Origin of the sequence: Amycolatopsis sp. EV170708-02-1, from assembly GCF_022479115.1 — a bacterium.
Taxonomy (GTDB): Bacteria; Actinomycetota; Actinomycetes; order Mycobacteriales; family Pseudonocardiaceae; genus Amycolatopsis.
Genome location: NZ_CP092497.1, coordinates 5,550,932 through 5,563,066 on the forward strand (window position 1 = coordinate 5,550,932; position 12,135 = coordinate 5,563,066).

General features: G+C 70.7%; 10 protein-coding genes, 1 pseudogene and 1 riboswitch. Of the genes and pseudogenes, 7 read left to right on the plus strand and 4 right to left on the minus strand.

What is annotated here, in order from left to right:
* Positions 1–48: 48 nt before the first annotated feature.
* The 3 genes and pseudogenes from MJQ72_RS25330 to MJQ72_RS25340 form a co-directional block, all read left to right on the plus strand.
* On the plus strand, positions 49–960 hold the full coding sequence (locus MJQ72_RS25330) for a DMT family transporter (protein WP_240593508.1): 912 nt from the start codon (positions 49–51) through the stop codon (positions 958–960).
* A 305-nt stretch (positions 961–1,265) separates the two neighbouring features.
* On the plus strand, positions 1,266–1,520 hold the full coding sequence (locus MJQ72_RS25335; RefSeq protein WP_240593509.1) for a Prokaryotic metallothionein: 255 nt from the start codon (positions 1,266–1,268) through the stop codon (positions 1,518–1,520).
* 148 nt (positions 1,521–1,668) lie between these two features.
* Positions 1,669–2,147, plus strand: a pseudogene (locus MJQ72_RS25340) (GMC oxidoreductase); the annotation flags it as partial.
* Between the two features lie 51 nt (positions 2,148–2,198).
* Here the strand turns inward: MJQ72_RS25340 and MJQ72_RS25345 are convergent.
* The 3 genes from MJQ72_RS25345 to MJQ72_RS25355 all read right to left on the minus strand — a co-directional run bounded on the left by MJQ72_RS25345 (position 2,199) and on the right by MJQ72_RS25355 (position 5,449).
* A complete protein-coding gene (locus tag MJQ72_RS25345) occupies positions 2,199–2,609 on the minus strand; it encodes a hypothetical protein (RefSeq protein WP_240593510.1) in 411 nt (136 codons plus the stop codon).
* A 176-nt stretch (positions 2,610–2,785) separates the two neighbouring features.
* Positions 2,786–4,519: a sodium:proton antiporter gene (locus MJQ72_RS25350; RefSeq protein ID WP_240593511.1), complete on the minus strand. Its 1,734-nt coding sequence runs from the start codon at positions 4,517–4,519 to the stop codon at positions 2,786–2,788.
* A gap of 186 nt (positions 4,520–4,705) precedes the next feature.
* Complete coding sequence (locus tag MJQ72_RS25355) at positions 4,706–5,449, minus strand: trans-aconitate 2-methyltransferase (RefSeq protein ID WP_240593512.1); 744 nt, start codon at positions 5,447–5,449, stop codon at positions 4,706–4,708.
* A gap of 58 nt (positions 5,450–5,507) precedes the next feature.
* Positions 5,508–5,623: riboswitch (cobalamin riboswitch) on the plus strand.
* A gap of 83 nt (positions 5,624–5,706) precedes the next feature.
* Here MJQ72_RS25355 and MJQ72_RS25360 point away from each other — a divergent pair.
* Genes MJQ72_RS25360 through MJQ72_RS25375 form a run of 4 tightly spaced genes read left to right on the plus strand, consistent with a single transcriptional unit; the run spans position 5,707 to position 10,340 of the window.
* Positions 5,707–7,215 (plus strand): ABC transporter substrate-binding protein, encoded by a 1,509-nt coding sequence (locus MJQ72_RS25360; RefSeq protein ID WP_240593513.1) that lies wholly within the window; start codon positions 5,707–5,709, stop codon positions 7,213–7,215.
* A 1-nt stretch (position 7,216) separates the two neighbouring features.
* On the plus strand, positions 7,217–8,158 hold the full coding sequence (locus MJQ72_RS25365) for an ABC transporter permease (protein ID WP_240593514.1): 942 nt from the start codon (positions 7,217–7,219) through the stop codon (positions 8,156–8,158).
* Complete coding sequence (locus tag MJQ72_RS25370) at positions 8,152–8,937, plus strand: ABC transporter permease (protein ID WP_240593515.1); 786 nt, start codon at positions 8,152–8,154, stop codon at positions 8,935–8,937. Before MJQ72_RS25365 ends, MJQ72_RS25370 begins: the two co-directional genes overlap by 7 nt.
* Positions 8,934–10,340 carry an ABC transporter ATP-binding protein gene (locus MJQ72_RS25375; RefSeq protein ID WP_240593516.1) on the plus strand — a complete coding sequence of 469 codons (1,407 nt, stop codon included), beginning with the start codon at positions 8,934–8,936 and terminating at the stop codon, positions 10,338–10,340. The genes MJQ72_RS25370 and MJQ72_RS25375 overlap by 4 nt, the downstream gene beginning before the upstream one ends.
* On the opposite strand, the gene MJQ72_RS25380 is transcribed toward MJQ72_RS25375, so the two are convergent.
* Complete coding sequence (locus tag MJQ72_RS25380; protein WP_240593517.1) at positions 10,337–11,962, minus strand: cytosine permease; 1,626 nt, start codon at positions 11,960–11,962, stop codon at positions 10,337–10,339. The two genes, MJQ72_RS25375 and MJQ72_RS25380, sit on opposite strands and share 4 nt — an antisense overlap.
* Between the last annotated feature and the right edge of the window lie 173 nt (positions 11,963–12,135).

A 12,135-nucleotide genomic window follows, 5' to 3' on the forward strand; every position in this document is an offset into this window, starting at 1 on the left:
AGGAACATTCACTTTTGCTATGCGGCCGCGCTCGGCATAGTGAACGCCATGAGCGTTCGGGCACCTGACCGGCACCGCACGGCCGCGCTGCGCATCACCGGGGGCGCCGCGTGCACTTCGGTGTCGGCCGGGTTCGCCAAACTGTCCGGCGCGAGCCCGGGCACCACGGCGTTCCTGCGCTGCGCCATCGCGCTGACGGTGCTGATCCCCCTGTCGGTCCGCGAATGGCGACGAATCGGACCGCGGCCGTGGCGGCTGATGCGGTTCGACCTCGCGGCGGGGGCGCTGCTCGGCGTCGACTACGTGTTCTGGGTGGCCAGCATCCAGGACGTCGGCGCGTCCATCGCCACGGTGCTGATCAACATCCAGGTGGTGGTTTTCCCGCTGCTCACCTGGCTTTTCCTGGGTTCGGCCCCGTCCAGGCGGTTCCTCGCGCTCACGCCGGTCATGCTGATCGGCGTGACCATGGCGGCCGGCGTGATCGGCCAGGCCGAGCCGGGTACCGACCCGGTCGGCGGCATCGTTTTCGGCACCATCGCGGGCGTCGCCTACGCGGGATACCTGTTCTTCATGCGGCAGGGCAGCGGCCAAGGCCATGTGATGTTCCCGGTCTGCGCCTCCACGGCGGCGGCGTGTGCCGCGGCGGTCGTGGTCGGCGGTGTGTGGACCGGGATCGACCTGGACCTCGACCTGGCCGCGTGGCTGTGGCTGATCGCGCTCGCACTGGTCGGGCAGGTGCTCGCCTGGCTCCTCATCGCGGGCGCCCTTTCCCAGCTGGCGCCACAGGTGAGTGCCTCACTCCTGTTGCTGCACCCGGTTCTGGCCGTCGTGTTCGGCGTCCTCGCCCTGCACGAGCGGCCCACCATCACCCAGCTGGCCGGCTGCCTGCTGGTCGTCGCCGGCGTGTGGGCGGTGAGCCGGACACCTCGGCGGGAACGGGTTCCCGAAGCCGACACCTGACGCGCGGCCTCAGGTGTCGGGCCTGAGGTACCCGGCTGAGCCGAGGGGAAAGGAGCCTTCACGCGCAGCCGCTGTGGTTGCTGTGGTTGCTGTGACTGCTGTGGTTGCTGTGACTGCTGTGGTTGCTGTGGCAGACAGGGTGCATGTGGCGATCCTGAGGGTAGTGAGGGCCCCCTTCACTACCCTCAGGGTAGGCAAGGAGGCCTTCACGGACCTGGCACTCTGCCCCTGGCCCGAACACAGTCCTTTATGGACACTTGTTCGCGAAAGGGTTGCCGGAGCCGTGAGCCGGGTAACCGGTCGGTATGACGAACTGCGAAGTCTGCGGAAACGACTACGACAAGACGTTCGAGATCCACACCGTCGACGGAGCGAAGCACACCTTCGACTCCTTCGAATGCGCGATCCACCAGCTGGCGCCGATCTGCGAGCACTGCGGCTGCCGCGTGGTCGGGCACGGTATCCAGGTGGAGGACCGCTTCTTCTGCTGCGCCCACTGCGCCAGGGAGAGCTCGGTCGCCGGCGGCGACAAGGCACGCGACGCCGTCGCGACGCACTGATCCGGTCAGATCGCGAAGCGAAGGACCGCGCCGACGCCCTCCGTCAGACCCTCGCCGCTGACGGGGACGATGTCCGCGCCTTCGGCCAGCACGGCCACCGGAAGCGCCTCGTCCGCCCGGCATTCGGTCAGCGTCTCCGTCCCGGAGAGTCACCGTCTCCGGCCGTCGCACCCGCACCGGCCGCCACAAACTGGTCTCGGGGCCGGGGCACGGCGAACCGAACCCGACCTGGATCCCGGCGGGCAACGACGCCGCACGCCGCGTCGCCGAGAAGATCGACGGCATCGCGGGAGGGACGACCGGCGAGATCCTCAACATCCCGATGACCGCGCATTTCCTCGGCGGTTGCGCCATCTCCGACGATCCGGACCGTGGTGTCATCGACCCGTACCACCGGGTGCACGGATAGACGGCCTGCACATCGTCGACGGATCCACCATCTCGGCGAATCTCGGCGTCAACCCTTCCCTGACCATCACCGCCCAGGCGGAACGGGCGATGTCCTTCTGGCCCAACCGCGGCGACGCCGATCCCCGGCCGCCATCGGGCGAGGCCTACCGGCGGATCGGCGCCGTGCCGCCGCGGACTCCCGCGGTCCCGGCCGGCGCGCCCGCCGCCCTGCGGTGACGCTCCCGTGGGCGGGCACCCGGACGGGCGCCCGGGTGCCCGCTGATCGGCTCACACCACGGCCTGGACCCAGCCGTCGGTCTCGTCGACGACCTCACCACCGCTGATCTGCTCCAGCTTGTAGTTGATGGTCGTCCCCTCCGGGAATTGGTAGTCGCACTCCTCGGAACCGTTCTCCGAACCGTTGTAGTCCTTGCAGGAGCCCTTGAACTTCCCGTGCGAGTTCGGCGCCGAGCTGGTCCAGCGCAGCCGCGCGCCGTTCCCGTCCCAGGTGTCGTCCGCGACCTTCAGCCGGTCCCCGTACGAGATCACACAGCCCCAGTCGTCGTTGAGCCAGATCTTCGTCTTGGCGCAGGACGCCCGGTCGCCGTCCCGGGTACCTTCCGTCGCACTCGCGGTGGTGACACCCATCGTGGCCGTGGCAGCGGCCACCAACGCCGCCACGGCGGCGAATCGCTTCATCTTGCTCACTGTTGTTCCCCCTCTGTCGTTCTCTTCGGAGGATTCCAACGTCATCAGCCGGACGGCCCGGCGGCAAGGCGAACGGCGCGGACTGGGAGGCGGGAACGAAACAGCGGCCCTGACCAGCGGGAACGTGACGTCCTGGGACGAACCGGCCGCGTTGGGAGACGCGCCCGTCAGGAAGCCGGCCTGTCCGCCAGCTGCTCCAGCCGGGCCATCTCGACGTCGAGGGCGGTCTGGGCCCGGCTCAGCGCCTCCGAGCTGTAGGCGCCCCTCGACCGGGCGTGCTGGAGGCGTTCGGACTGTTCGGTCAGGACCCGCAAGCGCAGCCGCAGGTACTGCTCGATCTGTTCAGGAGCCGGACGGTCGCCCGGCGCCTCGGGCGGGACGCGCACGTCCGAGCGCACCCGGTCCACGACCCGGTCGACGAAGGGCCCGTTGCCCGGATCCTCCAGGGCGGGATCGTCCAAAAGGGACTTCGCCGCGTCGGCCAGCTCGGTCGTGAGCCGGACGTACTCGCGCCGCAACCGGCCAGGGTCCTCCGACGGCACGCGCGCCGCGCGGATCACCGCAGGCAACGTCATTCCCTGGACCAGCAGGGTCGTGGTCGCCACCACGTAGGCGATCAGGACCAGCAGTGCGCGGTCCGGGGTGTCCTGGGGCAGGGTCTGCGCCGCCGCGAGGGTGATCGCGCCGCGCATCCCCGCCCAGCCGAGCACCACGCCGCCGCGCCAGCCCAGTGTCTCGGTGAGCCGGAACTCGACGTCGGCGGCGGCACGGTCGAGCCGTTTCCGGAAATGCGCCACCCGCCTCGGCGACGCCTTGTCCAGCCGCTCGGTGACGGCGGGATTCGACTCGTCGCCCCGCAGCACCGCCTGCGTCGTTTCCAGCCGGGGCTTGAACCGGGCGGCTTTCCGCTGCTCGCGATACAGGCCGCCGACCAAGGGCCCGACGAAGACGATGCGCGCGACGATGACCAGCGCCGACGCGGCCAGACCGATGACGAGCGCGCGCCCGACGCTCGAACCGTCCTCGTGCACCTCGTCGACGAGGGTTTTGACGCTGAGCCCCATGAGCAGGAACATCGCGCTCTCCAGCAGGAAAGCGGCGGTGCGCCAGTTGACGGCCTCGGCGAGCCGATCCGTCGCGCGCAGGTGCCGCGGTGCGAGGTGGCCGGTCACCAGACCGGCGACGACGACCGCGAGCACGCCCGAGGCTCCGGCCTCTTCGGCGGGCAGGAAGGCGATGAACGGGACCACGAAGGAGATCGCGGTGTTGAGTACGGCGTTGCCCAGCAACGCACGCACGCGGACGTTGACGATCCCGACGAGGAGCCCGATGCCGGCCGCCACGACGACCGCGTAGAAGAACTGCCCCACGATGCCCCAGACGGAGACCGACCCGGCGACCGCGGCGACGGCCGACCGCAGCAGCACGAGCGCGGAGGCGTCGTTGACGAGCCCTTCGCCTTCGAGCACGGTCAGCAGCCGGGGCGGCAGGCCGAGCCTCCTTCCGACGGACGTCGCGGCGACGGCGTCGGTGGGGCTGATGACCGCGCCGAGCGCGAACGCGGCGGGCCAGCCGATGTCCGGGATCAGCCAGTGGAACAGCCAGCCCGCGCCCAAGGTCGTCCCCACCACGAGCAGCACCGCGAGACCGGTGATCGGCCGGATGTTCCGCCGGAAGTCGACCACCGGCATGTTCACCGCCGCCGAATACAGCAGCGGCGGGAGCACCCCGGCGAGGATCAGCTCGGGTTCGATCTCCGGATGCGGGACGCCCGGCAGGAAGCTCAGGCCGATACCGGCCAGCACGAGGCTCAGCGGAGCGGCCACGTTGAGCCGCTCGGAGAACGCGGCCACCGCGACGATGCTGACGACACCGAGTACGACGACGAGAGTCAGGTTCACCGGATTTCGTGTCCTCTCGCCGGTCAGGTGGCCTGTCGTGTCCATTGGTGACACGACGGCACCGGACCCGCAAGTCGGCGCCCGATTCGCGCACTTTGCGCATTCCCGCGCCAAGCACCCGAATCCGACACAGGGGGCAGGCTTATGTCCTTTATGGACAACTGAGGTCGTGATCTGGTCTGCGCCTCAGCGCAGCGCCGCCAGGACGTAGTCGTCGCCGGACTGCCACACCGGTGCCACTTCCGCGAAGCCCGCCTCCCGGAGCAGCCTGGAGTGCTCCTGCGGGCTGAGCCGGTTGCCGTAGCCGGTCGAGATGCCGCGCAGCTCTTCGGCCGTGAAGTGCTCCCGCAGCGCGGGATCGGCGGCGGCCGCCGCCCACCAGGTCTTCCAGTCCTCGTTGGCGTGGACCCCGGCACGGGCCGCGCGGCGCTCCTTGACCACCTCGGCGAGCTCGCGGATGGCCGGCTGTTCGTCGTAGAGGTGGTCGCCGTTGACGAGCGCTCCGCCCGCCCTCAGCGCGCCGGCGAGGTCGCGGTAGACCTCGGCGAGCCGCTCGGGGCGCAGCCAGTGCAAGGCGGTCGTCGAGACCGCGGCGTCGACCGGCCGCCACTTCAGCCAGCCGCTTTCGGCGAGGTCGGCCCGGACGTACTCGATGCCGCCCTGCTCCGGCCGGGTCGCCCTGGCGAGGGCGAGCAGGAACGGGTCGTCGTCGACGCCGACGATCCGGGCGTGCGGCAACCGCCGGGCGAGCCTGGTGGTCAGCGAGCCCGGACCGCAGCCGAGGTCCAGCACCAGCGGCTCGGCGACGTCTCGGCAGACGTGTTCGACGACGTCGATCAACACGGTGAAGCGTTCTTCACGGTCGGCGACATAGCGTTCCTGCTGCACGTCCCACCGGCGCACCCAGTCCGCCGCGAGTTTCCCGTCCACCGGCCTCCCCTTCGTGATCTTGATCCTGTGTAGCACACCCCGCTCATGGGTTACCGTGTGCGCCACAACCCAAGAAGGTGCCCGTCGGGGGAAGCCGGTGTGAATCCGGCGCTGACCCGCAACCGTGAACGGCCGTACGCCGTGAGCCGGACTGCCCGCCGGACACCGCCAACCCCAACTGTCGTGGAGTGCGGAGCGGGGTCCCGTTCACGTGCGGTCGCGCGCCCGGGACAGTGCTCGATGTCCCGGAGGTACCTATGACGCGTCATCCGCTCACCCGTCGGAGACTGCTGGCGCTGGCCGCGCTCGCGCCCCTGGCCGCCTGCGGGACCGCGCCGGCGGACACCGGCCGGCTGCGAGTGGCGTTCGCCGCGGGCGGGTCGAAGGAGACCCTCGACCCGGCCCAGGTTTCGCTCTTCGTCGATCAAGCGCGGGCCAAAGCACTCTTCGACACGCTGGTCGCCTACAACGCCGACACCTCCTTGCGGCCGCGGCTGGCGGAGTCCTGGGAAAGCGACGCCGCGGGCACGCGCTGGCGGATCCGGCTGCGGCAGGCGGCCTTCCACGACGGACGCCCGGTCACCGCGGACGACGTGCTCTACAGCTTCCGGCGGATCGCCGATCCCGCGCTGGCGTCCTCGTCGCGGCAATATTTCGCGAAGGTGGACTTCGCCCGCAGCAAAGCGTTGTCCCCCAACGAAATCGAGCTGACGCTGGCCGCGCCCGACTTCGAGTTCCCGTCGGGCTGGGGCGCTCCCGGCGCGGAGATCGTGCCGGCCGGGACGACGGACTTCACCGCGCCGGTAGGCTCCGGGCCGTTCCGGTTCGTCTCGTTCACTCCCGGCGGCCCGGCGGTTTTCCGCAAGAACGAGTCGCACTGGGACGGCGCGCCGAGCGTCGACGAGCTGGAATTCGTGCCGGTCAGCGAAGAAGCCGCGCGCGTCAACGCGTTGCTGTCCGGGCAGGTCCACTACGCCCACGACCTCGCGGCCGGAACCGCGGCCCGGCTGGCCGGCGACGGGCGCGTTTCGCTGCTCGAAGCCAAGGGAACGACGATGCAGGGCCTGATCCTGCGCCTGACCCAACCCCCGTTCTCCGACCCGAGGCTGGTGCGCGCCGTTCTGTCCGGAGTGGACAGAGAGGCGCTGAACCGCGTCGCACTGGCCGGACGTGGCGAGATCGGCAACGACCTGTTCGGCAAGGGGCTCCGCGGGTACGCCGCGGACATCCCCCAACGCCGCCGCGACGTCGACCTGGCCCGGTCGCTCGTCCGCGAGGCGGGCGCGGAGGGGCTGGCCTTCGCCGTCGAAACCAGCGACGTCGACCCGGGCTTCGCCACCGCGGCCACGCTGATTTCCCAGCAGCTCAAGGAGATCGGGCTCGCCGCCACGCCGAACACCCGCGCGTCGAGCACCTACTTCAGCGAGATCAAGACCAAGGGTGTCGCCGCGCTCACCCGCACGGCCACGCTGCCCGTCCCGACGTTCCTCAACCAGCGCTTCCGCACCCGCGGCTCGAACAACGTCAACGGCTTCGGCTCGCCGGAGTTCGACGCGCTCCTGGATCGCGCCACCGCCACCGCGGACGAACGGGCCAGGCTGGCCCTGTTCGGCGACGCGCAGCGGATCGTCCACGAATCGGGCGGTCTGCTCGCCTGGGGGTTCAGCACCTGGACGATCGCCGTGTCGAAGCGGGTTTCCGGGGTGGTGACGGCGCCACCGAACACCTTCGATTGGGCGCGGTTCGACCGCGCCCGGCTCTCCTGACGTGCCGGGTCACACCGTACGACGGCTGGGTTTCGCCGTGGTGCAGGCGATGTTCGTGCTGGTCGCGACGTTCGCCGTGACCGCGTTGCTCCCCGGCGACGCCGCCTCGGTCGTGCTCGGCGAACAGGCCACCGACGAGCAGGTGGCGACCGTCCGCCAGCAGCTCGGGCTCGACCGGCCGCTCCTCGACCGGTTCGGGAGCTGGCTTTCGGGGCTGGTCACCGGCGATCTCGGCCGGTCGCTCGTGACCGGCGCGCCGGTGGCCGACGAGATCGTCCGCCGCCTCGCCGCGACCGCGGTGCTCGCCGGGGTGACGCTGCTCGTGCTCGTACCGCTCGCGCTGGTCGTCGGAGTGGTCTGCGGGCTGCGCGAAGGATCGCGGATCGACCGGGCGCTCACCGCGGTCACGCTGTTCCTGCACTCGATCCCCGAGTTCGTCCTCGGCCTGCTGCTGGTCGCGGGATTCGCCGTGCACACCGGATTGCTTCCGGCCACCGCGGCCGGAACGGACCCGGCCGCGCTCCCCGAGGTGTTCGTGCTGCCGGTGATCGTGCTGGTCGCCCGGCAGCTGTGCGACGTCGCCCGGCAGCTGCGGATCGGGATCGCCGAACAGACCCGGGGGCCGGTGGCCGAGCATCTGCGCCTGCTCGGGCTCCCCGAACGCACCGTGGTGCTGCGGCATCTCCTGCCCGCCGCCGCCGCACCCGCCGTGCAGCAGCTCGCCCGCGCCGTCGAAGGACTGCTGACCGGCACGGTGATCGTCGAATCCCTGTTCGCGATCACCGGGCTCGGCACGGGTTTCGTCGAGGCCGTGCAGAACCGGGACATCCCGCAGGTGCAGGGCTACGTGCTGGTGTTCGCCGGCGTGGTCGTGCTCGGGAACCTCGTCGCCGACCTGGTCGCGCACCGGCTGACCCCGCGCCGGGAGCTGGTCACATGGTGAGCCGGGCGCTCGGGTGGTCGCTGCTCGCGATACCGCTCCTGCTCGCGGTGGCCGGGCCGGTGCTCGCGGGCCCCGTGGTGTCGGTCGGCGCGCCCTGGCAGGCGCCGGCCGCCGCGCATCCGCTCGGCACCGACGTCCTCGGCCGCGACGCGCTCACGGTGATCCTCGCGGGCGGGCTGCCCGTGATCGGCATGACCGTCGCCGCGCTCCTGCTCGCTTATCTGGCCGGGGTGCCGCTCGGTCTCGTCGCGGCCGGGCGCGGACGGCTCGCCGACGAAACCGTGATGCGCTCCCTCGATCTCGTGCTGGCCTTCCCGTCGCTGCTGGTGCTCATGGTGCTCGCCGCGACCGGGCACCGCGGGCCCGGTGTGCTCATCCCGGCCGTGGCCTTCCTCCAGGTACCGGCGATCACCCGCGTGGTGCGGGCCGCGGCCTTGGCGCCCGGCTGCCGTACCGCCGTGGAAGCCCTGACCCTGCAAGGAAGACCGTGGTGGCGTATCCAGCTCGGATACGTCGCCCGGCACGTCACCGGCCCGGTCGCGACCGACGCCGGCACCAGGCTCGGCGTGGTGCTCTATCTGCTGGCGTCGGCGAACTTCCTCGGCCTCGGCCTGCCCGCCGACTCCCCGGACTGGGCCGTGGTCATCGAACGCAACAGCGAGGCCCTCTACACCGCGCCCGCGGTGGTGCTCGTGCCCGCCGCGCTGCTGATGGCGTTGTGCGTGGGCACGAACCTCGTCACCGACCGGCTGCTCGCCGCCCGGCGGGTGATCCCGTGACCGTTCTGGAGATCACCGGTCTGTCCGCCCACGCCGGGGAAACCGTTCTGCTCGACGACGTCTCACTGACCCTCGAACCGGGCCGCGTCCTCGTCGTGCTCGGCGCGTCCGGCGCGGGGAAGACCACCCTGGGCCTCGCCGCGACCGGACGGGCTCGCCCGGGGATCACGCTGTCCGGTTCGGTGCGGCTGGCCGGCTCCCCGCTGCTGGACCGGACCGCTACCGAACTGCGACGAGCCACGGCCGGGGTCGCCGGCCACCTGCCGCAGCAGCCGTCGGCGGTGCTGGACCCGGTCCGCCGCTGCGGGCCGGTGCTGGCCGAACTCGCCGCGCTTCACCACCACGGCCGCGCCGCGCGGCTCGCGGCGGCCCGCACCGCCTTGGCGGAGGCGGGACTCGAGTCGGAGCTGTGGCGCCGGTTCCCGCATCAGCTGTCCGGTGGGCAGCAGCAGCGCATGGCGCTGGCCACCACTCTCGTGACCAGGCCCCGGCTACTCGTGCTCGACGAGCCGACCAGTGGTCTCGACGCGGCGAACAGGACCGTGCTCACCGCCAGGCTCGCGGAGCTTTCCCGGTCCGGAACGGCGTTGCTGATCCTGACCCACGACCTCACGCTGGCGCGTGCGCTGGACGGCGACGTCGCCGAACTCCGCGACCACCGTCTGCACCCGTGCGAGGCCGTCCCCGGCCCCGTGCGCCTCGATGAGCCCGCGCCGCCGTCGCCGGCCTCGCCGGTACTCGTCGTTCGCGGACTCACGGTGCGCGCCGGGCGGACGGCCCTCGTCGAGGACGTCGACCTGGAGCTCGCGGCGGGCAGCCGCACCCTGATCACCGGGGTCTCGGGAGCGGGCAAGACGACCCTCGCCCGCGCGGTCGCCGGTCTGACCCCGCCGACCGCTGGCACGATCGAAGTCGACGGCGTCCGGCTCCCCCGCCTCGCCCGTCGTCGCGATCGCGCACAGCTGCGGGCCGTCCAGTACGTCCACCAGGACAGCCGCGCGTCCTTCGACGAGTTCCGTGAGGTGCTCGACCAGGTGGCCGACACCGCCCGTCTTCTTCGCGGCCTCGATCGCGAAGAAGCCCGGCTCGAAGCGACGGAGATCCTGGGATCCCTCGGCGTCGACCCGGACGGCCGCCGTCCCGGCTCGCTCTCCGGCGGCCAGCTCCAGCGCTGTGCCGTGGCCCGCGCGCTCCTGGCCCGCCCCAGGGTCCTCGTCTGCGACGAGACGACCTCCGCCCTCGACGCGGCCAACCGCGACCGGCTCTGGGATTTCGTGACCGCGACGGCGCTCCGGCACGGCATCGCGCTGCTCATGATCAGCCACGACACCGCGGCCGCCCCGTTCGCGGACGGCACGTTCACCATGTCCGGCGGGCGCCTTCGTCGAGGAGGACGGGCCTAGGCGGGAAGGACGTGGCGTCCTTCCCGGTCCGTGCTCAGGCACAACGAGCAGATCGTCCCGCCGGTGGCGGACGCGGCCATGTCGGGGCGCTCGTAAGCCTCTCCGCAGACCTCGCAGCCGTAATGGGTGCCGCTCGGATTGCCGTCTTCGTCCAGTATCGGCTCGGTGAGGCCGTCATCGGTGCGGCGCAGGTAGAAACGCCCTCGGGTGAGCACCGCCATCAGCGGGGTCAGCACGACCGCGACCACCACCGCGACCAACGGGGAGTACGGCCGGGGTCCGGGCCCGAAGAGTCCGAAGTAGACGGAGATCGAGAGGAGCGAGGAACCCAGGAACGCGACGACACCGACCGGGTTGACCGCGAACAGCATCCCGCGCCGGAACTCCGGCTGTTTCGGCGAGAGCCCGAGCACGAACTTGTTGATCGCGATGTCGGTGGCGACGGTGACCACCCACGCCATCGCACAGTTCGAGTAGAAGCTCAGGATGCCGTTGAGGAAGCTGAACATGTCCGCTTCCATCAGGATCAGCGCGATGGCCAGATTCACCAGCACGAACACCAGCCTGCCCGGATAGCGTTTCGTGATCCGGGTGAAGGAGTTCGTCCACGCCAGCGACCCGGAATAGGCGTTGGTGACGTTGATCTTGACCTGGCTGAGCACCACCAGGACCAGCGCCAGTGGCACCACCAGCCACGCCGGCATGACCTCGGTGAACACGCCGGTGAACTGCTCGATCGGCTCGACGGCGGCCGCCTTGCCCACCGCGTCGAGGATGTAGACCGCCATGAACACGCCGATCGCCTGCTTGATCGCGCCGAAGAACACCCAGCCCGGCCCGGCCAGCACCATCGAGGTCCACCAGGCGCGCCGGTTCTCCGCCGTGCGTGGCGGCATGAAACGCAGGTAGTCGACCTGCTCTCCGATCTGCCCCATGAGCGAGAGGCACACGCCGGCACCGAGCATGATCGCGGCCGTGCTCAGCCCGGCCCCGCCCTCTCCTTCGTAGGACAGCCACCGCTGGACCGAACCGGGATCCTTCACGACGAGGAACACCAGCGGGGCCACCATCAGCAGCAGCCACAGCGGATTCGTCCAGCTCTGCAGTTTCGCCAGCACCTTCATGCCGTAGACGACCAGCGGGATGATCACCAGGGTGGACACCAGGTAGCCGAGCCACAACGGCAGCGCTATCGCGTACTTCAGGCCCTGCGCCATGATCGAGCCTTCGAGGGCGAAGAAGATGAAGGTGAAACTGGCGAAGATGACGCTGGTCAGCACCGAACCGTAGTAGCCGAAACCTGAACCGCGGGTGATCAGGTCGAGGTCGATGTTGTACCGGGCCGCGTAGTAGGCCAGCGGGAATCCGGTCACGAAGATGATCACCGCCGCCAGGGCGATCGCCAGCAGCGCGTTGCCCGTGCCGTGGGTCAGGCCGATCCCGGCGCCGATCGAGAAATCCGCCATGTAGGCGATCCCGCCCAACGCGGAAGCACCGACCACCGCCGGTGTCCAGCGACGGTAGGTCCTCGGCGCGAATCGGAGGGTGTAGTCCTCGAGTGTCTCCTTCGTCGCGCCGAGGCCGGTGGGCGCGGCACGGGTCTCCGATTCTTCGATGGTCATGACCGAGGTCTCCTCCAGAGCACCGGGGACGGGAGCCAGAAGCTACGAACGCCTCGTTTCCGGTCGTCCGCCCGGTGGTGACGGGCGGGTTTCCGTGTGTTGCCGAACCTCGGCGCGGCCGTTAACACGGGGCAGGGCAAGGGTGGGCAGTTCGCGACCCCGGAAATACGCAC

Bases quoted from the DNA above. Each gene is read 5' to 3' on its own strand.
- MJQ72_RS25330 (WP_240593508.1), top strand. From the start codon at position 49: ATGAGCGTTCGGGCACCTGACCGGCACCGCACGGCCGCGCTGCGCATC.
- MJQ72_RS25335 (WP_240593509.1), top strand. From the start codon at position 1,266: ATGACGAACTGCGAAGTCTGCGGAAACGACTACGACAAGACGTTCGAG.
- MJQ72_RS25345 (WP_240593510.1), bottom strand. From the start codon at position 2,609: ATGAAGCGATTCGCCGCCGTGGCGGCGTTGGTGGCCGCTGCCACGGCC.
- MJQ72_RS25360 (WP_240593513.1), top strand. From the start codon at position 5,707: ATGACGCGTCATCCGCTCACCCGTCGGAGACTGCTGGCGCTGGCCGCG.
- MJQ72_RS25370 (WP_240593515.1), top strand. From the start codon at position 8,152: ATGGTGAGCCGGGCGCTCGGGTGGTCGCTGCTCGCGATACCGCTCCTG.
- MJQ72_RS25380 (WP_240593517.1), bottom strand. From the start codon at position 11,962: ATGACCATCGAAGAATCGGAGACCCGTGCCGCGCCCACCGGCCTCGGC.